A 21,678-nucleotide genomic window follows, 5' to 3' on the forward strand; every position below is an offset into this window, starting at 1 on the left:
GGCCGCACCATAGGTCTGCGCGTGCACCTGCCGGTCGCGCAGGCGCCTGTCGCCGGACAGGTCCACCACCTTCGACCCCCGAGCGGCCAGTGCTTCACCGGCGGGCGCCGCCGCACCGTGGGGCAGCGCGAGGAAGGCGACATCCAGCTCGGGGGCCAGCTCGGGGCCGGGCGGTGACAGCTCCAGGTCCCGCAGGGAGGGCAGGTGTCCGAACACGTCGCCGACGCTGGAGCCGGCCGACCGGGAGCCGGCGGCCCACACCACTTCCATGGCGGGGTGTCCGGCCAGGTAGCGCAGGAGCTCGGCCCCCGTGTATCCGGAGGCTCCGAAGACGCCGACGCGCAGCCGCTGAGAAGTCATACGAATCTATGAATATACATGCAGCGGGCTGCGGATGCGGTGCTAGCAGCCGCGCCGGCCGGCCTACCTGGTCTCGCCTCCGAGCCGGTCCCTGACCGCCGCCGCGGCGTTCTCTCGCGCGGCGTCGGCTTCCTCGTCGGTGAGCGTGCGGTCGGGCGCACGCAGGGTGAGGCGGAACGCCAGGCTCTTGCGGCCGGGAGGGGCGTGCTCTCCCCTGTAGACGTCGAACAGCGCTACCGACTCCAGGTTCGGGCCTGAGGCCAGGGCGATCACGCGCTGGACCTCCCCCGCCGGCACCTCCTCGTCCACGAACAGGGCAATGTCTCGCCGGACCGACGGAAGGCGCGGTACGTCCGTCACCTGCAGGCTCGTGGGAGCCACGGCCAGAAGGACCCCGACGTCCAGCTCCGCGACCGCAACGGGTCCCTCCAGGTCGAAGGCCCGCCGGACGCTGGGGCGGACCTCTCCGAACCTGCCGGCGACGGCTCCGTCCAGCATCACGGTTGCCGAACGTCCGGGGTGGAACGGCAGCCAGTCGCATGGACCGAGCTCGAAGCTGCGGATGCCAAGCTCCTCCAGGACGTGCCCGGCCAGCCCCTTTGCGTCCAGGGCGTCCACCGGCCAGGAGTGCTGGTCCCAGCTGGCGTGCTCGACGGTGCCGGACAGGGCCACGGCCACGTGCGTTCTCTCCTCCGGCAGTTCGGCCCCCGCCGGCCACCCGGCGAACACGGTCCCGGTCTCGAACAGGCGGGCGTCGCGCGACCCGCGGGCTGAATTCCTCTGCAGCGCACGCATTAGTCCGGGGATCAGCGACGGTCTCAGGATCGACTGGCCCGCCGTCATCGGGTTGCTGACCTCCAGGTAATCCGAACCTCCCAGCGCCGCCTGCACGTCGTCGTCCGGGACGAACGACGGCAGCGTCGCCTCCGTCAGCCCGGCGCCAAGCAGGCAATCTCGGACCCGGCGGCGCAGCACCTGCTCGCGGCTGAGATAGCCCCTCAGGCCCCGCGGCACGCGGGAAGGGATCCTGTCGTAGCCGTGCAGCCGGGCGACCTCCTCGATCAAATCGATCTCCCGCTCGAGGTCCACCCTCCAGGAGGGCACGCTCACCTCGACCTCGTCGCCGCGGCCGCGCACCTCGCACCCGAGGCCGGTCAGAAGGCGGTCCGCTTCGTCGGAGGGCACGTCTGTGCCGAGCACCGTCTCGATCCTGGACCGCCTCAACCGTACCGTCGGACGTTCCGGCAGCTCCCCGGTGTCGAGCTCTCCCCGCGCGATGGTGCCGGAGGCCCACAGGCGCATGAGCTCGGCGCAGGTTGCGGCTGCCCCGGGGGCGATGCCGGGGTCGGTTCCGCGCTCGAACCGGTGGGAAGCTTCGGTCTTCAGACGCAGGCGGTTGGACGTCCGGGCGATGGTCAGCGGGTCGAAGTGCGCCGACTCGATCACGACCCGCCGGGTCGTATCCCCCACCTCGGCCTCCGCGCCCCCCATGACCCCCGCGATGGCCTGTGCTCTCGCGCCATCGGCGATGACGAGGTCGCGCCGGTCCAGGTGGCGGTCGGCCCCGTCGAGAGTGACGATGCGCTCGCCTTCCGATGCCCACCGGACGACGATCCTGTGCCCTTCGAGCCGGTCCAGGTCGAAGGCGTGCAGCGGCTGCCCCGTGAGCAGCAGGACGTAATTGGTGGCGTCCACGAGGTTGCCCAGGGGACGCATGCCGCAAGCCGACAGACGCGACTGGACTGCGATGGGAGACGATCCCCACGCCACGTCCTCCACGACCCTCGCCACGTAGCGCGGACATGCGTCCGGCGCCTCGACGTGCACCGCCGCCAGGCCGGACACGTCGCCGCCCTCCTCGGCCACGCCGGACATGACCGGCATGAGCTCCGCATCGAAAAGCACTGCGACCTCGCGCGCGATTCCGAAGACCGACAGCAGGTCGGGACGGTTGGCGGTGACGTTGAGGTCCAGGATCTCGTCACGGAGGCCGAGAAGCTCGACGACGTCGGCGCCCACGGGGACGGCGGGGTCCATGACGAGGATCCCGCTGTGGTCCTCGCCCAGACCCAGTTCCCGTGCCGAGCACAGCATTCCGTGCGACTCGAGGTCCCCCGGCATCCGCCGGATGCCGATGGGCACGTCCAGCGTGGTGACCCTGGCCCCCGGGGCGGCCCAGGGAACCACGTCTCCGGCCCGGAAGTTGCGGGCTCCGGCCACCACCTGAAAGACGCCCGCCGGACCGGCGTCCACCCGCGCGACGACCAGCTTGTCCGAGACAGGGACCTCGGCTACCTCGAGCACCTTGGCCGTGACGATCCCGGACACGTCGTGGCCGACGTGATGGATCGCGTCGAGGCCGGTGCCGGAGAAAGCGAGCTGCTCTCCGACCTCCTCGGCGGAAGCTCCCACGTCCACCAGCTCCCGGAGCCAGGAGACTGGCACCCTCACGACGTCACCGGGATCCCTCGGAACTGGTCGAGGAACCGGACGTCGGCCTCAAAGAACAGGCGCAGGTCCGCCACGCCGTAGCGGATCATCGCCACCCGCTCGATGCCCATGCCGAAGGCGAACCCGGTGTAGCGCTCGGGGTCGATCCCCACGTTCACGAGCACGTTCGGGTCGACCATCCCCGCACCCCCGATCTCCAGCCAGCCGCTGGCGCACTGGCTGCATCCCGTGCCCCTGCACAGTGGGCAGCTGACCTCGAGCTCCGCGGACGGCTCGGTGAACGGGAAGAAGTGGGGGACGAGCCTTATGCGGGTCCCGCGCCCGAAGGCGCCCTCCGCGAAGGCCTCGAGCGTTCCCCTGAGGTCCGCCATCGACAGGCCCTCGTCCACGGCGAGCAGTTCTATTTGGTGGAACATCGGCGAGTGGGTGGCGTCGGCCGTGTCGCGTCTGAAAGTTCTGCCCGGACACACGACGTAGATCGGCGGGGTTCTGGACGACATCACCCGGACCTGCACCGGAGAGGTGTGGGTGCGCAGCAACCCCGGGGGGCCGCCGTGGGGGTTCGGGACGTAGAACGTGTCCATCTCACTGCGGGCCGGGTGGTCGGGCGGCGTGTTCAACGCCTGGAAGTTGTTCCAGTCCGTTTCGACCTCAGGTCCCTCAGCGACCTCGTAGCCGAGCCCCACGAAGACGTCCTCCAGGGACCTCGTGACCTCTGTCAGCGGGTTCGGCGCACCGCGCGGCGGACGCCTTCCGGTGAGAGTGAGGTCGAGCCGGTCCGTGGCGAGCAGGACCACCTCCCGCTCGCGCTCCAGCTGCTCGCGCCTGGACCTCACCGCCTCCTCGACGTCCTTGCGGAGGGCGTTGGCGGCCGGACCGACCACGCGCTTGTCGGCGTCCTCGAGCCCGCGTATGCCTTTCAGGATCTCGTTGACGCGTGCCTTGCGTCCCACGAACCTCACGGACACCTCTTCCAGTTCCTCGGTGGATCCGGCGGCCGCGACGTCCGACATCGCAGACTCGCGAAGCCGGGCGAGCTCGTCCATCAAACTGCTCATGCGGCCCCCGGTTCCGGCGGCAGCGTGAAGGCGAATGCCGACCCGGCGCCGATCTTTGACGTCGCCGTCAGGTGTCCGCCGTGCACCTCGATCAGGCGCTTGCTGATGTACAGCCCCAGTCCGGTCCCGGAGGGGCTGCCGGCACGCTCGCGCCGGACGAACTTGCGGAACAGTCCCGGCAGTTGGGCCTCCGGGATTCCCTCGCCTTCGTCCGAGACGGTGACCTCCACCCCCGCACCGGCCGCGCGGGTGCGGATCGTGATCTTGCCCTTCTCCGTGTACTTCAGGGCGTTCTCCACGAGGTTGGTCAGGACCTGCGCCACCTTGTCGGCGTCGGCTATGACGGAGGGCACCTTGCCTATCGGGTCCAGTTCGACGGAATGGTTTTCCGACCGGGGGCCCAGGTCGCGCGCGACCCTCGCCGCCACTTCGGAGACGTCCACCGGCTGCAGACGAAGCTTGAGGCGCCCGCTCTCGAGCCGGGAGATGTCCAGCAGCTCGTCGAGCAGCCTCTTGACCCGGTCGGCGTCCTGGTTGACCGCGCCCAGAAAGCTCTTTTTGTCGTCGTCGGAAAACAGGTCCCAGCGCTTCAGGATCATCTGCGTATAGCCCTTGATGGACGTCAGAGGGGACCTGATCTCGTGCGATACCGTGGAAATCAGCTCCACCGTTCGCAGGTCCATCCTGCGCTGCGCGCGGGCGTCGCGAATGACGCAGACCACCTGCCGGACGACTCCACGTTCGTCTTTGACGTAGGAGCACCTCATGCTGACGGGCAGCCACGACCCCGAGGGGCGGACCAGTTCGTACTCGCGCTCCGGCAGCCCTTTGGACATCTCTGCCCGGCGCCCGACCGGCAGGCACTCGCCGGCATCTCGGCCCGAAGAGTCACGCAGAGTCATGAAGTTCACGCTCGGCTTCCCGACAGCCTCCTGTCGCGAGGTCGCGAGAAGGGCCTCCGCCGCACGATTGAGCCACGCAATGCGGCGGCCCTCTCCGACGACGACTACGGCGTCTGGAAGCGACTCCAGGACCTGATCCGGCAGGCCCATCGTCTTGGGGAAGCCGGCTAAGCCGGCGCGTCCTGCGATTCGGAGGCGGACCGCGCCACGGTGACCAGAGCCGCGAACGCCTGGGGCTCGTGGACCGCCAGCTCGGCGAGCATCTTGCGGTCGACTTCCACCTCCGCCGCCTTCAGGCCGGAGATGAACTGGTTGTAGGACATGCCGTTGATCCGCGCCGCGGCGTTGATCCTCTGGATCCACAGCCTGCGGAAGTCGCGCTTGCGGTTGCGCCTGTCCCTGTAGGCGTAGTGCAGGGAGTGCGCCACCTGCTCCTTGGCGGCCTTGTAGTTCTTGCCCCGGGACCCGTAATAGCCCTTCGCCAGCCCCATCACGGTACGGACCTTGTTGCGGTGCGCAGCCCCTGATTTCGCGCGCGTCATCGCCGGTCTCCTTTCTGCGGTCCAGGCTGCCGGGTGCTACTTGCCGAGCAGCTTCTTGATGGTTGCGGCGTCGGGCTTGGCAAGGGCTTCGGCGCCCTTCAGCCGGACCTGCCGGGATTTGCTCTTTGACTTCATCAGGTGGGCGCCCCAGGCCTTTCTGGCCATGACCTTGCCGGACCCTGTGATCCGGAAGCGCTTCGCTGCCCCCTTATTTGGCTTCATCTTCGGCATGTGCGCCTCCCGTCCTTGCAGGGTCTTTTGTGCGTTTCACCGGCGCGAACATCATCGTCATGTTGCGCCCGTCCAGCTTCGGATACTGCTCGACCACCGCCACTTCATGCAGATCCTTCGTCAACTGCTGAAGGATCTTGTTGCCCAGATCCGTGTGAGCCATCTCGCGGCCCCTGAACCACACGATCGCCTTCACCCGGTTGCCCTGGCCCAGGAACTTGATCATGTGACCCTTTTTGGTCTCGTAGTCGTGGGTCCCGATCTTCGGCCTGAACCGGATCTCCTTCACCACGACCGACGACTGCTTTTTGCGGGCCTCCTTGGCTCGGATCGACTCCTGGTACTTGAACTTGCCGTAGTCGAGGATCCGGCAGACGGGCGGCTCGGCCGTGGGTGCCACCTCGACCAGGTCCAGGTCCAGTTCCTCGGCCATGGCCATGGCATCGACCGTCTTCAGCACTCCCAGCTGGTCGCCGTCCGGTCCGATGACCCTGACTTCGTTCGAGCGGATGCGTTCGTTGACCCTGTGCTCAGCACTGCTGCGCCGATCCTGACTTATGCCGCATCACTCCTTTTCGCGCACAAAAAAAGCGGACCAGAGGGGTCCGCCAGAACACACCTACGAGGTGTGTCTCCAACCCGCGGTCCGACGAGCGGCCGAAGGTGAGGGGCTGCGGCCCCTGCTTCAAACAACACGGATCAGTCTAGCCGTGGCGGCCGTGCGGTGTCGAGGCTAGGGAACGATCTTGGACAGGGGCAGCTCGATGATGTCCTCGGCCCCCTTGGCCTTGAGCTCCGGGATGAGCAGATTGATCTGGGACTTCTCCACGACCGTCTCCACCGCGTAGAAGTCGCCCCCCGCCAGGCGAGACACCGTCGGCGCCTTCATGGACGGGAGCAGGCCCAGGACCCCGTCAAGCCTGGATCCGGCCACGTTGAGCTTCACGAGGACCTTCCCGCGGGCCCGGACGGCCCCGTCCAGGAGGATCTGAAGTTCCTGGATCGCCTGACGCTTGGCGGGGTCCTCCATCGCCTTGGGGTTGGCAACCAGGACCGTCCACGACTCCATCAGCGTGTCGATGATCTTCAGGCCGTGGCGTCGCAGGGTCGATCCCGTCTCCGTGTTGTCCACGATCGCGTCGACGATCTCCGGGACCTTCGCCTCCGTCGCCCCGTACGAAAGGACGACCTTAGCCGGGATCCCGAGCCGCTGGAAATAGCGGGTGGCGAGACCGGGATACTCAGTGGAGACCCGGAGGTCCGGCGGGAGCTTGCCCGGGTGGTCGATTCCCGACTCCGCGGACACCGCCAGGACGATGCGGATGGGCGAGGGCGTGTTCTTCGAGTAGTGCAGCTCCGTCACCTCGACGACCCCCGCCTCGCGCTCGGCCACCCAGTCCTGACCGGTGATGCCGAGGTCGAACCTGCCCTCCTCCACGTAGGTCGGGATCTCCTGTGGACGCAGGATCGACACCTCCGCTACCCGGGGGTCCTCTATCCACCCGTGGTACTGGCGGTCGGAGGTGCGCCTGACGCTGAGGTCGGCGGCCTCGAACAGGGCCAGGGTCGCCTGCTCGAGGGACCCCTTCGGAATGACGATCCTCAGCATCCGGCTACCACTCGGGCACGAGAGGCCGGCCGTACTCGTCTTCGAGCCGGACGACGTCGTCCTCGGTCGTGTACCCGTAAGCGATCTCCAGGACCCTGCCCGCGGCCCCGGTGGAGATGATCCTGTGGGGCCGCTCGGCCGGGACCATGAACTCGTCTCCCGGGCTGGCGTCGGTCACTTCGTCGCCGATCTGCACGCGGAGCCCGGCGTCGAGGATCACCCACAGCTCGTCGCGGAGTTGGTGGTACTGCAGCGACGTCCTCTGTCCCGCCTGCACCTCGATGATCCTCACGCTCGCCGGCTGGTTGAGGGTGAAGGTGCTGACCCTGCCCCACGGCTTGTCCAGGATCAAGAGCCGCCCTCCTTTTGGATGCGCTCGAGAAGAGTAGCCGTCTCTATGGCCGTCACAGCCGCGTCCCATCCAGCGTTGCCCACTTTGCCGCCGGCGCGGTGCATCGCCTGCTCCAGCGTGTCGGTGGCGAGGACGCCGAAGACCACCGGGACACCGGTGTCGGTGGACACCTGGCCGATGCCCCGCGATGCCTCCTGCGCCACCAGGTCGAAATGGATCGTCTCGCCGCGAATGACGCAGCCGAGCGCGATGACGGCGTCGTACCTGCCCGAGACGGCCAGCGAACGGCACGCGACCGGAAGCTCCCTGGAGCCCGGGACCTCCGCCCACGCGATGTCTTCCGGACGGACCCCGTGCCGCGACAGAGCCTCCCGGCACCCTTCGGCGAGGCGCGAGGTGATCAGGTCGTTGAACCGCGCCGTGATCACGGCGATGCGAAGTCCGGAGCCGTCGAAGCCGCCGGTGACTCTCATACGGTGTCCTCCAGGTCCAAAAGGTGGCCAAGCTTGTCCCGCTTGGTCCGCAGATACGCGATGTTCTGCTCCGTCGGCGCCGTCTGCAGGGGCACGTTCTCGACGATGCTCAGCCCGTAGCCTTCGATCCCGGCGCGCTTGGCCGGGTTGTTGCTCATGTACCTCATGGTCGTGATGCCCAGGTCGACGAGGATCTGGGCGCCGATCCCGTAGTCGCGCAGGTCGGCCGGGAACCCGAGGTGCTCGTTGGCCTGGACCGTGTCCATCCCGGACTCCTGGAGCTGGTACGCCTCGAGCTTGTGCCTCAGCCCGATGCCGCGGCCCTCGTGTCCGCGGATGTAGACGAGCACGCCCTCCCCCTCCTCGCCGATCTTCTGCAGTGCCAGCCTCAGCTGCGAGCCGCAGTCACAACGAAGGGAGCCGAAGACGTCACCCGTGAAGCACTCCGAGTTCACGCGGACCAGCACGTCCTGCTTGCCGTCCGGCTTCCCCATGACGAAGGCGACGTGTGTACGGCCGTCCACGAGCGACTCGTAGGAGTAGGCGTGGAATGTGCCGAAGGGGGTCGGGATCTCGGCGTGGGCTCCGCGGCGCACGAGCTTCTCTGACCGGCGCCGGTACTGGATGATCTGGGCGATCGACACGATCGCCATGCCGTGCTCCTCCGCGAACTCCTGCAGCTGCGGAAGCCGCGAAGTCGTTCCGTCTTCGTTGAGCACCTCGCAGATGACTCCGCAGGGGTACAGCCCCGCCAGCCTCGCGAGGTCCACCGAGGCCTCCGTGTGACCGGCCCTGCGCAGCACTCCCCCCTCCCGGGAGCGGAGCGGGAACACGTGTCCCGGGCGGATGAAGTCCTGGGGGGCCGAGGACTGGTCCACCACCTTGCGGATGGTGACGGCTCTCTCCTGGGCGGAGATGCCGGTGGACACGCTGCGGTGGTCGATCGAGACCGTGAACGCCGTTTCGTGCGACGACGTGTTGACCGCCACCATGGGCTCGATGTGCAGCTCGTCGAGTCGTTGCGGGTCGCAGGGGAGGCAGACCAGCCCTCGGCCGTGACGAACCATGAAGTTGATCGCCTCCGGCGTCACGAGCTCGGCAGCCATCGTCAGGTCGCCTTCGTTCTCACGGTCCTCGTCGTCTACGACGATCAGCATCTCGCCTGCCCTGATCCTGCCGATGGCCTCTTCCACGCTCACGAATGGCATGCGTCTCTCGTCCTTTCGTCTACAGGTACTGCTCGTTTTGTTGCCCAGGAATCGCGGCAGCGAACGTCAGAAGCCGCTCGACGTACTTGGCGAGGATGTCCACTTCGAGGTTCACGGCGTCTCCCGGCCCCCGGAAACCGAGGGTGGTGGCACGCAGCGTGTGGGGAACGCAGGCCGTCTCGAACGTGTCGCCGGCCATGCCGGTGACGGTGAGGCTCACGCCGTCCACCGTCACGCTGCCTTTCTCCACGACGTAACGCATGAGGTGCGGTGGAGCTTGGATGCCGAGGCGCCTGCCGTCGCCCTCGTCGTCCGCGCGCACGACGGCTCCCACGCCGTCCACGTGCCCCTGCACCACGTGGCCCCCCATCTCCGAGCCCGCGCGCAACGGCCGCTCGATGTTCACCTCGTCGCCCGGACGGCGACGCCCGAGCGTCGTGCGCTCCAGCGTCTCGTGGGAGACGTCAAAGCGGCAGGCGCCGTCGCCGTGCGCGGCTACAGTCAGGCAGACCCCGTCCACGGCCACAGACGCACCAAGGGCTGCTTTATCGAGCCCCGGGCCGCTCACCCACAGCACTCCGGGTGACGCAGCCGTGATGCGTCCCCTTGCCTCGACTATTCCCGTGAACATCAGCAGCCCTCCACCACGGCGTCCACGCGCAGGTCCGGTCCGACACGCGACACCCGCTCAATGCGCAGCCGCGTGGCGTCGGTGAGGGTCTTGGCCCCCACGGACAGGACCCCGGCTGCGTCGCCTCCGATGAGAAGCGGAGCGCAGTAGACCACCAGCCTGTCCACGAACCCCTCGTGCAGAAGGGACGCCGCCAGAGTGGGGCCGCCCTCACAGAGCACGCTGCAGACGCCGCGCTCGCCCATCGACCGCATGGCGTGCGGCAGGGACACGCCGGCTTCGGCTGCCTCGACTACCTGGACGTCGGCACCCACGGCTCGCCACTCCTCCAGCCGGCCGGCAGGGACATGGGTCGTCGTGACGACCAGCAGCGGTGCGCGGCCGTCGAAGACCTTCGCGTCCGGACGGGTCCGGCCGCTGGAGTCCAGCACTACACGCAGCGGCTGGCGGCCCCCGTGGCCCGGCATCCGGCACGTGAGGGACGGGTCGTCGGCCTCGACCGTCCCGGCACCGACTACGACGGCGTCCGCGCGTGACCTCATCTCGTGGACCTGTGACCTCGCTGCCGGGCCGGTGATCCACCTGGACGACCCGTCCGCTGCGGCGACCTTGCCGTCGAGGCTGGATGCCATCTTCAGGGTGACGTGCGGACGTCCGAGCTTCACCCACGTCGCGAACGGCTCGATCAGCCGGGCCGCCTGCGCGCGCCGCACCCCGGTCCGGACCTCAACCCCCGCTGACCGCAGTGTCCGGAGGCCGCGTCCGCGGACGGCCGGGTTGGGGTCGCGCATGGCGGCCACGACTCTCGCCACGCCGGCGGCGGCCAGCGCCTCGGCGCAGGGGCCGGTGGCGCCGGTGTGGCCGCAGGGCTCCAGCGTCACGTAGACCGTGGCTCCCCGGGCGCCCTCCCCCGCCTGACGCAGGGCCACGACCTCGGCGTGAGGGCCGGGCGAGGCGGTCGTAGAACCCTCGCCCACCACCCGGCCGCCCGCGACCACCAGCGCGCCCACGGGGGGCCGCGGGGAGGTGAGTCCCTCCACGGTGCGCGCGAGGGCCAGAGCCCGGTCCATCCACTGTGCGTCTGTCATCGCGTCACCGCTTCGGGACGCAGACGGCAAGCCGGACTGCGCGCGCGGACGCGCAGCAACGGCAGACCGCCTTCTTTCATCCGGACTGTGACCGTCGGCTCCGGAATCTCACCGGATCGGGCCCCGGCGTGAGCCGGGGCTTCGCGGGCTGTACCGCCGGTGGGGACTTTCACCCCGCCCCGAAGGCAATCGTGTCAGTTGGACTGTCAAGGTTACCCGACGCGCGGCCCCACCGGACGTTGCCGGTGCGCGGCGGCGTCCGGGGTTATCTATCCGGCAGCGCGGCCAGGGCGGCCGCGCTGCCGGCGGGGTCCGGCGCCGCGAAGATCGAGGAGGCCGAGACGAGGACGTGGGCTCCGGCCTCCAGAGACTGCCGCCCCGTGTCCAGCCCGACTCCCCCGTCGACCACGAGCTGCACCTTCAGTCCCCCGGCGTCGATGCGCTCCCGGAGCACGCGCAGCTTCGGCAGCACGGAGGGAATGAACGCCTGGCCGGAGAAGCCGGGGTTGACGCTCATCATCACGAGGTGATCCACCATCTCCAGGTGAGGGATCACCGTCTCGGGGGCGACGTCCGGGTTCACCGCAAGCCCGGCGCCGAGGCCGGCGTCGGCGATCTCGGCGAGAAGGCGTCCTGCATCGTCGGCGGCCTCCGGGTGGAACGCGATCCGCGCCGCTCCCGCCTTGGCATACCAGCGCCAGGTCTGCGATGGGTTTTTGATCATGAGATGGACGTCCTGGGGGAGCTCGGAGAACGAAGCGATGGCCTCCACGATCATCGGGCCGATCGTGAGGTTCGGAACGTAGTGGCCGTCCATCACGTCCACGTGCCACCGCACGGAGTGGGGCGCGACGGCGGACAGCGACTGCTCGAGCCGCGAGTAGTCCGCTGCGATGACCGAGGGCGCGATGTCTGCCATCAGCCCTCCTGCCGCCTGATCCTGGCGATGAACATGCCGTCGGTCCCGTGGACGTGCGGAACCAGCTGAAGCCAGGGCCCCTGCCGCCAAGTCGGCCTCGGGATCTCGGGGTGGACCGGCTCGATCACAAGGTCCGGGCGCGAATCCATCAGCGACTGGATCTGGTCCACGGTCTCCGCGGCGGTCACGGTGCAGACAGAGTACACGCAGGCACCTCCCGGCCCCAGGAGTCCGACCGCCTGGTTCAGGAGCCGGGACTGCAGCCTCGCGCACCTGGCCACGTCGTCGGGCGTCACGCGCCACCGGGCCTCCGGACGCCGGCGCAGGACCCCGAGTCCGGAGCAGGGGGCGTCGACCAGGACCCTGTCGACGCCGGGCGCGACCGGGGGTGCCGTGGCGTCGGCTCGCACGACCACCACCCGGGCGCCGACTCCCATCCGGGAGCACGCATCACGGACCAGCGCGGCGCGCGTGGGGTGGGGCTCAAGTGCCGCGACCATGGCTCCGGAGGCCGCGATGTGGGCGGTCTTGCCGCCGGGGCCGGCGCAGGCGTCCACCGTCTTCATGCCGGCGCGGAGCCCCAGCGCCTCCACGACCAGGACGCTGGACTCGTCCTGCACCGAGAACAGGCCTTCGTCCCATCCGGGCCATACGGTGGGCGACCCGCCGGCCGACACGCCGAGAAAGTCGCTGCTCCACCTGCCCTCCTCGACCTGCAACCCCGCCTGTCTGAGCCCCGCGGCGAGGTCCGCCGTGCTTGCGGTGGCCCTGATGCCGATCCCCGGGAAGTGGTTGCCGGCCGAGCACAATGCCTTGGCCTCCGAAAAGCCCATCTCGTCCAGCCACATCCTTACGACCCACTCCGGGTGCGAGTGGCGGATCTGCAGGTACGACACCGGGTCACCGTCGCTCTCCGGCCAGGGCAGGGCGTGAGCCGCGGCGGCGACACGGCGCAGCACCGCGTTGACGTAGCCCCGCCCCCGGTGGCCGCCGAGTGCCTGCACCGTCTCCGACACGGCGGCGTGGGCGGGGACGGAGGTCCACAGCAGTTGGTAGACGCCGAGCCGCAGGGCGTCCAGCACCGGGGGATCGATGCGCTCCGGGGGGCGGTCGCAGTGCAACGAGAGCACCCAGTCGGCCGAGCCCTTCATGCGCAGCGTCCCGAAGGCCAGCTCTGTCGCAAGTCCCGAGTCACGCGGACTGAGCCCCGCCTGTCTCAATGCCGCCGGAAGGACGAGGTTGGCGTAGGCGTCGGTCGTCCGAACGCGCTCGAGGACCTGGAGTGCCACGCCGCGCGACGTGCGGACCCCGGCGGTCGGGCCGGCCCGGCGCGGTCCGCCCGATGGGCGCCGGCCTCCTCCGCGGCCGCGGCTCAACCCGGGGAGCCCAGCTGCTCCCCGCGGGCTGGACGATAGCCGTTGACGAAGTCCGGCCCGGACATCACCTTCTTGCCCTCGGGCTGGACCTCCAGGAGCACAAAGCGGCCGTCCCGCGCCTGCACCTCGGGCCCGTCCGGCGTGATCGCGGCGATAGTGCCGGGAGTTCCGGAGCCTTCCGTGGCGCGCGACTTCCACACCTTCAGCCGGCTGGACCTGAACCATGTGAACGCGCCCGGCTGTGGGTTCATGGCCCTCACCAGGTCCGCCAGCCTCCGGACCTCGAGGTTGAAAGTGAGTTCGGCCTCCGACGACGACAGCTTGCGGGCGTAAGTGGCTGCACCCTCGGGCTGGGGCTTCGGAACCACGTCACCAGCCTCGAGGCGGCCCAGGGTCCGGACGAGCTCCTCGGCTCCCGCGACGGACAGCCGGTCGAGCAGAGTCCCCGCGGTGTCGTCGGGACGGATGGGCTCCCGGCACTGGAGCAGGATCGGACCGGTGTCAAGCCCCTCGTCCATGAGCATCGTGGTGATGCCGGTGACGGTGTCGCCGGACATGATGGCGCGCTCAACCGGCGCCGCTCCCCGCCACCGGGGCAGCAGGGAGAAGTGCACGTTGACGCAGCCGAGCCTGGCGGCCTGCAGTGCCCCAGGAGGCAGTATGTGGCCGAAGGCGACGACGGCGGCAGCGTCCGCGGCGAAGCTCCGGAGCCTGTCCAGCTCCGCGTCGTCTTTCATCGTGGCCGGCTCGATCACGGGGAGGCCCAGTCGCTCGGCCGCCTGCTTCACAGCCGAAGGCTGCTCGGTCAGCCCGCGTCCCTTCGGTCGGTCCGGCTGCGTGTAGACCGCCGCCACCTCATGCTGCTCCGCGACCGCCACCAGCGACGGGACGGAGGCTTCCGGCGTCCCCATGAAGACGACTCGCACCGGCTACAGCCTGGTCGCCGCCGAGGGAGGTGCCGCCGGAGAAGGGGAAAGGGCGCGCTCGCGCAGAACCCTCATTGCCTCGGCTCTCGCGGGACGATCGAGGCGGTCGATGTACAGGATCCCGTCGAGGTGGTCGATCTCGTGCTGCAGGACGCGCGCGTGCATCTCCTCGGCTTCGTACCGGACCTCCTCGCCCGACTCGTCGAGCCCGCGGACCTGTATGCGCTCGGCGCGCTTCACCTCAAACGCCAGGCCGGGGATGGACAGGCATCCCTCCTCGTCCACGTCCTCGCCCTCCGACGAAAGGATCTCGGGATCGACCAGCGCCCGAAGTCCGTCGCCCACGTCGTACACCAGCACCCGTCGTTGTACCCCCACCTGCGGCGCGGCGAGTCCGATGCCCGCCGCGGCGCGCATGGACTCGTGCATGTCCCGGATCAGCTTGCGGACGTCGTCGTCCACCACGCCTACCGGCAGCGCCGGCTCGCGTAGGACGGGGTCAGGGAACATGCGGATGGGAAGGACGGCCATGTCGGTCCAGACTACCGACCGCAACGTCCCCGCAACGACCTGCTACAGGACGTCCACGGGATCCACGTCTATCCGGGCTCCCGGGTGGAGCCTGGCGAACTCCCGCAGAGGGCCGAGCAACGGTTCCACGTCGGGCGCCCTCACGAGCGACCCGGCGCGGCCCCCGGGACGGGGCAGCGGCCCGACTACCTGCGAGGCGGCGGTGCCGAGCAGCGCGGGCAGCCCCGCGAGCTCGGACGGATCCGCCTCGACGTGGACGAGTGCGCAGTACGGCGGATAGCCGGCCGCTGTCCGGTGTGGCAGCTCCCGGTCGGCGAAGTACCGGTAAGACCGGCGGGTGAACGCCTGAACCGCGTGGTGCTCGGGCTCCCTGGTCTGAACCAAAAACCGCCCCTGCGGCTCCAGCAGCGACGCCATCTCCTCCAATAGCGCCAGGGCCCGTTCGCCCGCCCGAAAGTCCGGACGTCCCAGCATCTGGTCCAGGTCCGCAACGCACGCGGCGCCGACGGTCCTGCCGTACAGCGCCCACACCGCGGCCGCCGTCCCGACGATCACGGCCGGACTGGGCCTGCGCCGGGGCAGCGGGGACTGCGCGTGCACCCGCAGGACCGGGGCCCCGGGATCGGACTGCTCCAACTCGTCGGCGACCCGGTCGCTCCCCCACCCACGCCCGTCCAGGCGCAGTCCACCGCATTCCCCACAGGCCGAGGGGGCCGGGCTGTCGGTCCCGCAGCTGCGGCAGCGAAGGTCCCCCGAGCCCGCCGTCACGACCGTGAGGGCCACTGCGCAGGCCGCGCATCTGGGATACCAGCCGCAGTCGCGGCAACGGAGGCGGAGGGCGATCCCCCGGCGCCCGGCGAACACCAGGGCGTCGGACCCCCGGGAGATCGCCGATCGGACCACCTCCTGCAGCCTCGGCGTCACGGGCCCCGACCTCATCCCCGCCACCTCCGGCCGGACCGCGGCCGGCCTGCGGCGCGGCCAACTCCAGTCGCCCTGCAGCTCCAGAGGCGGCGCCGGCGAGACGGCGACGAACGCGGCTGCCTGCTGCTGCGCTCTGCGCGCCGCCACAACCAGCCCGTGGTACCGGGGGGTCCTCTCCTCCTTGAGGCTGCGGTCGTGGCAGGCCGCCACGACCACGGTTGTCAGTCCAGGCATGGGGACCAGAAGCGCAGCGCGCCCCCCCACGACGACCTCCGCGTCTCCATCCCGCGCCCTCGCCCAGGACCGCGCCCTGTCCGCCGGCTTCTGGTCTCCGTGGATGACGGCACATCCCGGCAGTGACGCCGCGATCGACTCGACCATGGCCGCGCGAGGCGCGATGACCAGTGTCCGGCCGCCCGACCGCACCGCAGCCCTCACCACCTCGGCCTCCACTGCGCCTCCGGCCGCGACGACCACCAAACGGCCGCGCTCGCCGACCGCGCGGGCCATGGCCCCGGGTTCCTCGAGCCATTGCAGGCCCGGGTCCGCCTCGGGCGTCGCGGGAGCCGGAGCCTTTGGATCCGCTGTTAGGGCGGGAGCCGACAGCCGGCCCGGCACGGCCTGGTGCAGGACCTGTCCCAGAGTCGCCACGTACCTTCGCGCCTGCCAGCGGGCGAGCTCGATCTCGGGCGGGGCGAACACCGGCTGCTCGGACACGAGCGAGGACAGGGGCTTGGGGTCCGGGACCTCCGGGCTCTCCAGCAGCTCGGTCACAAACGCCCGGACCCGGCGTCCATGCAACGGGACCCGGACCACGCAACCGGGGCGGACGCGCCCGGTCATACGGTCGGGGATGCGGTAGTCGAACGGGCGGTCCAGCGCCAGGACGGGTGAGTCCAGCGCCACACGGCAGAAGCGGCAGGTTGCTGCTGCGTCCGCGTCTACAGCGTCGAGACCGCCTTCTTGAACTCTTCCAGCCGAGCCGTGCGTTCCCAGGTGAAGTCCTTCTCCGTGCGGCCGAAATGCCCGTAGCTCGCGGTCTGTCTGAAGATCGGCCGGCGCAGGTCCAGGTCGGCGATGATCGCCGCCGGGCGCAGGTCGAAGAACTCGTGAACCAGCCGCGACAGCGCCTGCGGGTCGACCTGCTCGGTACCGAACCCCTCGACGGTCAGCGAAACGGGATGCGCCGTCCCGATCGCGTAGGCGACCTCGACCTCGCAGCGGCTGGCTGCCCCGGAGGCCACCACGTGCTTGGCGACGTCGCGCGCGGCGTAGGCGCCGGTGCGGTCGACCTTCGTGGGGTCCTTGCCCGAGAAGCACCCGCCGCCGTGACGGCCCATGCCGCCGTACGTGTCCACGATGATCTTTCGTCCGGTCAGCCCGGTGTCGGCCTGGGGGCCGCCGATGACAAAGCGTCCCGTGGGGTTCACCAGCACTCGCACGTCGTCGTTCCACAGCTCCGGTGGGACGGTCGGCCGCACGACGTGCTCGAGGATGTCCTGGCGGATCTTCGACTCCACGCCCTCGGTGTCGGCGTGCTGCGCGGAAACGAGCACGGTGTCCAGGCGGACCGGACGCCATCCCTCGTACTCGAGCGTCACCTGAGTCTTTCCGTCCGGGCGCAAATAGGACAGCGTGTCCGCCTTGCGCACCTCGGCCAGGCGCTGGGCCAGCCGGTGGGCGAGCCAGATGGGCGTGGGCATCAGCTCCGTGTCCAGCCCTTCGTCGCACGCGTAGCCGAACATCATTCCCTGGTCTCCGGCCCCCAGATCGTCGCGCTCGTCGGACGTGCCGCTGCGGCGCGTCTCGAGGGACTGGTCCACACCCTGGGCGATGTCGCGGGACTGCTCCTGGATGGCCACGGCCACGCCGCAGGTCGAGCCGTCGAACCCGAACTTGGCGCGCGTGTAGCCGACGTCGGTGATCGTCTGGCGCACGACGCGCGGGATGTCCACGTAGGTGGAAGTCGAGATCTCGCCCGCCACCAAACAGAAGCCCGTTGTCAGGACGGTTTCACAGGCGACCCTGCCGAAGGGGTCGTTGCTCAGGATCTCGTCGAGGATCGCGTCGGACACCTGGTCCGCAAGCTTGTCGGGATGACCCTCGGTCACGGACTCGGAGGTGAAAAGCCACCGGTGATGCATGCGCCGCCTTCCTGGATCGGGATCGGGCCAGTGTACCGGCGACCCCCGTCAGGGTCGCGCCCGCCGGCTACGGCCGGTCGCGCAGCTGCCGGACCACCTCGTCCAGGATCACGCCCGCAAGCGCGCGCTTCGGCATTCGCGGCAACTCCCGCACACCGGCCGACGAGACGAGCGCCGCGTCGTTGGTGTCCGACTCGAAGCCCGTGTCCGGGGAGCCGACGACGTTGGCGACCACCAGGTCCGCGTTCTTCCGGGAAAGCTTTTCCGAGGCCGAAGCCGCGGCCTGGGGGAGGGAGCCGGTCTGTGCCGCGAAGGCCACGAGGATCTGTCTGCCCTTTTTTCGCCCCAGCTCCGCCGCGATGTCCGGCGTGGGCTCCATGCCGATGGAGCTGCCGAGGTCCGACTTCGGCCGCTTGGTCTGCGACGGTTCCGTCGGCCGCCAGTCAGCTACCGCGGCCGCCTTGACCACCACGTCGCAGTCGTCGAAGCGAGCGAGGCACTCGTCCAGCATCTGCTGCGCGGTCTCGACCCGGACCACGTCGACCCCCGCGGGGGTCGGAACGCTCACTGGGCCGCAGACGACGGTGACGTCGGCGCCCCGCGCGGCGGCCGCCCCGGCGATCTCGAATCCCATGCGGCCCGAAGACCTGTTGGACACAAACCGAACGGGGTCCACCGGCTCCCTTGTCGGTCCCGCGGTGACGAGCAGCTTTACGCCGTCCAGGTCCCGGGGGCCGACCGAGCTGCGGACCAGGTCCACGATCTCCCCGGTCTCCGCCAGCCTTCCGATCCCGTGGTCGCCGGAGGCCAGGGCGCCGGTGACCGGCCCGGCGAACGCCACGCCGTCGGCCACAAGCCGCGCCACGTTGCGCCGCACGGCTTCGTGCTCCCACATCTCCGTGTGCATGGCCGGTGCGACCACCACCGGGCACCTGCACATGAGGTAGGTGGCCGAGACGGCATCCGACGCTCCGCCCGCGGCCATGAGGTGGAGGGTCGATGCGGTTGCGGCCCCCACGAGGATGAGGTCGGCCCACCTGGCCAGCTCGACGTGCACCACTCGATCTGGGGCCTCAAACAGATCGGTGACGACGGGGCTGCCGGTGACGGCGGCGAATGTGGCGGACCCCACGAATCGCGTGGCCGAAGGGGTCATCAGGACCTTCACCTCGGCTCCCGCGTCCTGCAGGCGGCGGACGACGTCCACCATCTTGTAGGCGGCAATGGACCCGCAGACCGCGACGGCGATCCGGCGTCCGGACATTGCTCCGCCGGCGGGGGCGGCGTCCGGACCGGGCGGGGAGGCTACTTGAACGACTCCTCGGCCTCGGTCGGCCGCTCCCAGCCGACGCGCTGCTGCTCGACCTCGCGCAGCGAAACGGTCAGCGGCTTGACGCCGTGGACGCTGGTCTCAAGCAGCGGCTGCATCGGCTTCTCCTCGGACGGAAGCGCCATGCCGAGCTTGGCGTAGAAGTCGACGATCTGGCGGGCGCGCCGTGCGGACAGGACGACCAGGGTGTACTGGTTGTCGACCGTTTCCAGCAGGGCTTCTATCTTGGGCTCGATCATGAACGCTCCTTGCGGGGCAGAAGAGATCAGGGGCCGGGAGGCCCAGACGAGTCCAGTATAGCCTCCAGTTCCCCCGCCGCACGCTCGACGTCGTCGTTCAGGATCGCGTGGTCAAACAGATCCCGGCTCTTGAGCTCCTCCCTGGCCGCCTCCAACCGGGCCACGACGTCCTCCTCCGGATCGGTCCCCCTCGCCCGGAGGCGCTGCTCCAGCGACTGCACCGAAGGGGGCTCGATGAACACCGAAAGCGCGTCCGGGTAGTGGTGCTTGATCGAGCGCGCCCCTCTGACGTCGATCTCCAGGACCACCTGCTCGTCGGACTCCAGGGCCCTCTGCACCTCCGACCAGGGGGTTCCGTAGGAGTACCCGCGATATTGCTCCCACTCCACGAACTCATCGCGGGTCACTGCGAAGTCGAAGGCGGCCTGGTCCACGAACCTGTAGTGGACGCCGTCCACCTCCCCGGGACGGCGGGGGCGGGTCGTCCATGACACGGACAGGCCCACGTACGGCCGCCGCCTGCGCAGCTCGGCTATGACCGTGCCCTTTCCGACCCCCGAGGGGCCGGAGACGATGATCAGGCGGCCCGCGGCGGCTGCTCCCTACTTGCTTCCGAACCGCTCCCGCAGGGCGCTCCGCTGCTTCTCGCCGAGACCGCGGATGCGACGCGTGGGGGAGATCTTCAGTTCTTCCATCACCTTCTGGGCTCGTACCTTGCCTACGCCCGGAAGGGCCTCGAGCATCGCTGAGACCTTCATCTTGCCCAGCGTCTCGTCGGAGGCGGAACTGCGGAATATCTCCGTCAGTCCCAGGCTGCCGTTCTTGAGTTTGGCTTTGATCTCAGCTCGTTTGCGGCGAGCGTCGGCGGCCTTGGCCAGCGCGTCGCGCCGCTGCTCCTCTGTAAGAGTTGGAAGCGGCATTCGCATACCTCCTTGTGGGAAGCCCCCCAAAATCAGCGCGTAGTATAGCGCCCGGCCTCTGCGACGCGGCCGGTCACCCCGCGGCCTGCCCTACCCTTCTGCTGCCGGGACTCGACATCGGTTCGCCACCGGCGCACAGCGGGCACTCGTCCGGCTGCCAGCGCGGCGCCTCCATGGCCACGAGCGATTCAAACGGCACGTCGAACGGCACTCCCGCCGAGCGGTCCACGATCGTCCCGACGCCGGCTACCTCACCCCCGGCGGCGCGGACAAGCTCGATCACCTCCACCTGCGAGCCGCCCGTCGTGACGACGTCCTCCACGATCAGCACGCGTTCGCCGCGCTCCACCGAGAAGTCGCGGCGAAGCTTCATCGCACCGGCGACCCGCTCGGAGAAGATCATCCGGACGCCGAGCTGGCGGGCCACCTCGTGGCCGATGACGATGCCTCCCATCGCGGGGCCTAGCACGACCGAAGGCCGCGTTTCGGCCAGGCGAAGTCCGAGCTCGTGGCCGAACCTCTCCGCGGTTCCCGTCCACTGCAGGACCTGCGCGCACTGGACGTAGGTGTCGGAATGAAGACCCGAGGACAGCACGAAGTGTCCACGGCGTACGGCGTCCTGCCGTTCGAGAAGAGCCAGGACCTCAGACGAGTTCATGCGACCTCCGCGACATCACGGCACCCCCTCCTCCACAAACTCTGCATCCTCGGCCTCCTGGACGGAAGCGGCCGAGTCGTGGCGCCGGCGCGCCTCTCGCTGTCCTTCCGCCTCCTGGACCTGCCGGACGATCTCGGAGGCGGCCGCGCGGCGATCGCTCGCCTGCAGCACCGGGCGCCCGATCACCAGCAGGTCGGCTCCCGCGAGGATCGCCTCGGCGGGTGTCAGCGACCTCTGGTGGTCGTCCACCGACGATCCCTGCGGCCGGACCCCAGGGGTGCACAGCTGGAGGTGCGGAAGGGTCGTTCGGACCACGTCCAGTTCCCTGGGCGACAGGACCAGGCCGTCGGCTCCTTCCTCCGCGGCGAGCGTCCCTATACGCAGGGCGTGCTCGCGGACTGTTCCCCGCACCCCGATCTCAGCCAGCCGCGCGTCGTCCAGGCTCGTCAGGGCAGTCACGACCAGAAGCTGGGGACCGCCGTTCTCCTTTGCGGTCTCCGAGGCCGCGCGGATCATGTCCCGGCCCCCGAAGCCGTGGATCGTCAGGTAGGTGGCTCCGATACGGCCCGCTTCCCTGACAGCGGCCGCCGCCGTACGGGGAATGTCGTGGACCTTCAGGTCCAAAAAGACCTTTGCGCCTGCCTGACGCACGGCCTCGACGGTCCGGGGACCCTCGGCGCAGAACAGTTCCAGCCCCACCTTGAACAGCCCGACCAGTCCCGACAGCTCCTTCACGATCTGACCTGCCTCGGCATAGCCCGGGACGTCCAGGGCGATGCAGACGGGCGGCTCCAGAGTGGTCATTC

At 69.6% G+C, this 21,678-nt stretch carries 25 protein-coding genes and 1 riboswitch; all 25 genes read right to left on the reverse strand.

The genetic code is table 11. The features are described 5' to 3' along the window. Positions 1–360 (reverse strand): N-acetyl-gamma-glutamyl-phosphate reductase (locus tag VNE62_07400; protein HVE92109.1); only part of this gene is annotated, 360 nt, incomplete at its 3' end. 63 nt (positions 361–423) lie between these two features. After that, positions 424–2,811, reverse strand: a complete 2,388-nt coding sequence (gene pheT / locus VNE62_07405; protein HVE92110.1) for a phenylalanine--tRNA ligase subunit beta — start codon at positions 2,809–2,811, stop codon at positions 424–426. Then, entirely contained in the window at positions 2,808–3,860 is a 1,053-nt protein-coding gene (gene pheS / locus VNE62_07410; protein ID HVE92111.1) for a phenylalanine--tRNA ligase subunit alpha, read from the reverse strand. Before pheS ends, pheT begins: the two co-directional genes overlap by 4 nt. Before the next feature lie 5 nt (positions 3,861–3,865). Continuing rightward, entirely contained in the window at positions 3,866–4,921 is a 1,056-nt protein-coding gene (locus VNE62_07415; GenBank protein HVE92112.1) for a PAS domain-containing sensor histidine kinase, read from the reverse strand. A gap of 17 nt (positions 4,922–4,938) precedes the next feature. Beyond that, positions 4,939–5,313, reverse strand: coding sequence for a 50S ribosomal protein L20 (gene rplT, locus VNE62_07420; GenBank protein HVE92113.1), 375 nt, complete (start codon positions 5,311–5,313; stop codon positions 4,939–4,941). Positions 5,314–5,349: 36 nt separating this feature from the next. Further along, the gene (gene rpmI, locus VNE62_07425; GenBank protein ID HVE92114.1) at positions 5,350–5,544 is read right to left on the reverse strand and encodes a 50S ribosomal protein L35; all 195 of its coding nucleotides are present in this window, start codon (positions 5,542–5,544) and stop codon (positions 5,350–5,352) included. Next, on the reverse strand, positions 5,522–6,103 hold the full coding sequence (infC, locus tag VNE62_07430; protein HVE92115.1) for a translation initiation factor IF-3: 582 nt from the start codon (positions 6,101–6,103) through the stop codon (positions 5,522–5,524). Before infC ends, rpmI begins: the two co-directional genes overlap by 23 nt. A 174-nt stretch (positions 6,104–6,277) precedes the next feature. Then, the gene (gene hisG, locus VNE62_07435; protein HVE92116.1) at positions 6,278–7,153 is read right to left on the reverse strand and encodes an ATP phosphoribosyltransferase; all 876 of its coding nucleotides are present in this window, start codon (positions 7,151–7,153) and stop codon (positions 6,278–6,280) included. Between the two features lie 4 nt (positions 7,154–7,157). Further along, positions 7,158–7,505, reverse strand: coding sequence for a phosphomannose isomerase type II C-terminal cupin domain (locus VNE62_07440; GenBank protein HVE92117.1), 348 nt, complete (start codon positions 7,503–7,505; stop codon positions 7,158–7,160). Next, positions 7,502–7,978: a 6,7-dimethyl-8-ribityllumazine synthase gene (gene ribH / locus VNE62_07445; GenBank protein ID HVE92118.1), complete on the reverse strand. Its 477-nt coding sequence runs from the start codon at positions 7,976–7,978 to the stop codon at positions 7,502–7,504. Before ribH ends, VNE62_07440 begins: the two co-directional genes overlap by 4 nt. Next, complete coding sequence (locus tag VNE62_07450; GenBank protein ID HVE92119.1) at positions 7,975–9,186, reverse strand: bifunctional 3,4-dihydroxy-2-butanone-4-phosphate synthase/GTP cyclohydrolase II; 1,212 nt, start codon at positions 9,184–9,186, stop codon at positions 7,975–7,977. The genes ribH and VNE62_07450 overlap by 4 nt, the downstream gene beginning before the upstream one ends. A gap of 19 nt (positions 9,187–9,205) precedes the next feature. Beyond that, positions 9,206–9,817, reverse strand: a complete 612-nt coding sequence (locus tag VNE62_07455) for a riboflavin synthase (protein HVE92120.1) — start codon at positions 9,815–9,817, stop codon at positions 9,206–9,208. Beyond that, on the reverse strand, positions 9,817–10,905 hold the full coding sequence (gene ribD / locus VNE62_07460) for a bifunctional diaminohydroxyphosphoribosylaminopyrimidine deaminase/5-amino-6-(5-phosphoribosylamino)uracil reductase RibD (GenBank protein ID HVE92121.1): 1,089 nt from the start codon (positions 10,903–10,905) through the stop codon (positions 9,817–9,819). The genes VNE62_07455 and ribD overlap by 1 nt, the downstream gene beginning before the upstream one ends. A gap of 64 nt (positions 10,906–10,969) precedes the next feature. Further along, positions 10,970–11,096: riboswitch (FMN riboswitch) on the reverse strand. A 74-nt stretch (positions 11,097–11,170) separates the two neighbouring features. After that, positions 11,171–11,824 (reverse strand): ribulose-phosphate 3-epimerase, encoded by a 654-nt coding sequence (gene rpe / locus VNE62_07465; protein HVE92122.1) that lies wholly within the window; start codon positions 11,822–11,824, stop codon positions 11,171–11,173. Then, entirely contained in the window at positions 11,824–13,113 is a 1,290-nt protein-coding gene (rsmB, locus tag VNE62_07470) for a 16S rRNA (cytosine(967)-C(5))-methyltransferase RsmB (protein HVE92123.1), read from the reverse strand. The genes rpe and rsmB overlap by 1 nt, the downstream gene beginning before the upstream one ends. Positions 13,114–13,196: 83 nt before the next feature. Beyond that, complete coding sequence (gene fmt, locus VNE62_07475; protein HVE92124.1) at positions 13,197–14,126, reverse strand: methionyl-tRNA formyltransferase; 930 nt, start codon at positions 14,124–14,126, stop codon at positions 13,197–13,199. A gap of 3 nt (positions 14,127–14,129) precedes the next feature. Continuing rightward, positions 14,130–14,657, reverse strand: coding sequence for a peptide deformylase (gene def, locus VNE62_07480; protein HVE92125.1), 528 nt, complete (start codon positions 14,655–14,657; stop codon positions 14,130–14,132). 42 nt (positions 14,658–14,699) lie between these two features. Further along, positions 14,700–16,487: a hypothetical protein gene (locus VNE62_07485; protein HVE92126.1), complete on the reverse strand. Its 1,788-nt coding sequence runs from the start codon at positions 16,485–16,487 to the stop codon at positions 14,700–14,702. Between the two features lie 35 nt (positions 16,488–16,522). Further along, positions 16,523–17,725 carry a methionine adenosyltransferase gene (metK, locus tag VNE62_07490; protein ID HVE92127.1) on the reverse strand — a complete coding sequence of 401 codons (1,203 nt, stop codon included), beginning with the start codon at positions 17,723–17,725 and terminating at the stop codon, positions 16,523–16,525. 67 nt (positions 17,726–17,792) lie between these two features. Further along, positions 17,793–18,989 (reverse strand): bifunctional phosphopantothenoylcysteine decarboxylase/phosphopantothenate--cysteine ligase CoaBC, encoded by a 1,197-nt coding sequence (coaBC, locus tag VNE62_07495; GenBank protein HVE92128.1) that lies wholly within the window; start codon positions 18,987–18,989, stop codon positions 17,793–17,795. 41 nt (positions 18,990–19,030) lie between these two features. Next, positions 19,031–19,294, reverse strand: coding sequence for a DNA-directed RNA polymerase subunit omega (gene rpoZ / locus VNE62_07500; protein ID HVE92129.1), 264 nt, complete (start codon positions 19,292–19,294; stop codon positions 19,031–19,033). A 26-nt stretch (positions 19,295–19,320) separates the two neighbouring features. Then, positions 19,321–19,875: a guanylate kinase gene (gene gmk, locus VNE62_07505; protein HVE92130.1), complete on the reverse strand. Its 555-nt coding sequence runs from the start codon at positions 19,873–19,875 to the stop codon at positions 19,321–19,323. Positions 19,876–19,896: 21 nt separating this feature from the next. After that, positions 19,897–20,214 carry an integration host factor, actinobacterial type gene (mihF, locus tag VNE62_07510; protein HVE92131.1) on the reverse strand — a complete coding sequence of 106 codons (318 nt, stop codon included), beginning with the start codon at positions 20,212–20,214 and terminating at the stop codon, positions 19,897–19,899. A 73-nt stretch (positions 20,215–20,287) separates the two neighbouring features. Beyond that, positions 20,288–20,872, reverse strand: coding sequence for an orotate phosphoribosyltransferase (pyrE, locus tag VNE62_07515; protein HVE92132.1), 585 nt, complete (start codon positions 20,870–20,872; stop codon positions 20,288–20,290). Between the two features lie 15 nt (positions 20,873–20,887). Further along, positions 20,888–21,676 (reverse strand): orotidine-5'-phosphate decarboxylase, encoded by a 789-nt coding sequence (gene pyrF, locus VNE62_07520; GenBank protein HVE92133.1) that lies wholly within the window; start codon positions 21,674–21,676, stop codon positions 20,888–20,890. Positions 21,677–21,678 lie beyond the last annotated feature (2 nt).

Source organism: Actinomycetota bacterium, assembly GCA_035536535.1.
Classification (GTDB): domain Bacteria; phylum Actinomycetota; class JAICYB01; order JAICYB01; family JAICYB01; genus DATLNZ01.

Bases quoted from the DNA above. Each gene is read 5' to 3' on its own strand.
- rpe (HVE92122.1), bottom strand. From the start codon at position 11,824: ATGGCAGACATCGCGCCCTCGGTCATCGCAGCGGACTACTCGCGGCTC.
- hisG (HVE92116.1), bottom strand. From the start codon at position 7,153: ATGCTGAGGATCGTCATTCCGAAGGGGTCCCTCGAGCAGGCGACCCTG.
- ribH (HVE92118.1), bottom strand. From the start codon at position 7,978: ATGAGAGTCACCGGCGGCTTCGACGGCTCCGGACTTCGCATCGCCGTG.
- metK (HVE92127.1), bottom strand. From the start codon at position 17,725: ATGCATCACCGGTGGCTTTTCACCTCCGAGTCCGTGACCGAGGGTCAT.
- pyrF (HVE92133.1), bottom strand. From the start codon at position 21,676: ATGACCACTCTGGAGCCGCCCGTCTGCATCGCCCTGGACGTCCCGGGC.
- ribD (HVE92121.1), bottom strand. From the start codon at position 10,905: ATGACAGACGCACAGTGGATGGACCGGGCTCTGGCCCTCGCGCGCACC.
- def (HVE92125.1), bottom strand. From the start codon at position 14,657: ATGGCCGTCCTTCCCATCCGCATGTTCCCTGACCCCGTCCTACGCGAG.
- rplT (HVE92113.1), bottom strand. From the start codon at position 5,313: ATGACGCGCGCGAAATCAGGGGCTGCGCACCGCAACAAGGTCCGTACC.
- VNE62_07415 (HVE92112.1), bottom strand. From the start codon at position 4,921: ATGGGCCTGCCGGATCAGGTCCTGGAGTCGCTTCCAGACGCCGTAGTC.
- VNE62_07450 (HVE92119.1), bottom strand. From the start codon at position 9,186: ATGCCATTCGTGAGCGTGGAAGAGGCCATCGGCAGGATCAGGGCAGGC.
- pyrE (HVE92132.1), bottom strand. From the start codon at position 20,872: ATGAACTCGTCTGAGGTCCTGGCTCTTCTCGAACGGCAGGACGCCGTA.
- VNE62_07455 (HVE92120.1), bottom strand. From the start codon at position 9,817: ATGTTCACGGGAATAGTCGAGGCAAGGGGACGCATCACGGCTGCGTCA.
- mihF (HVE92131.1), bottom strand. From the start codon at position 20,214: ATGCCGCTTCCAACTCTTACAGAGGAGCAGCGGCGCGACGCGCTGGCC.
- coaBC (HVE92128.1), bottom strand. From the start codon at position 18,989: ATGTCCGGACGCCGGATCGCCGTCGCGGTCTGCGGGTCCATTGCCGCC.
- rpmI (HVE92114.1), bottom strand. From the start codon at position 5,544: ATGCCGAAGATGAAGCCAAATAAGGGGGCAGCGAAGCGCTTCCGGATC.
- rpoZ (HVE92129.1), bottom strand. From the start codon at position 19,294: ATGATCGAGCCCAAGATAGAAGCCCTGCTGGAAACGGTCGACAACCAG.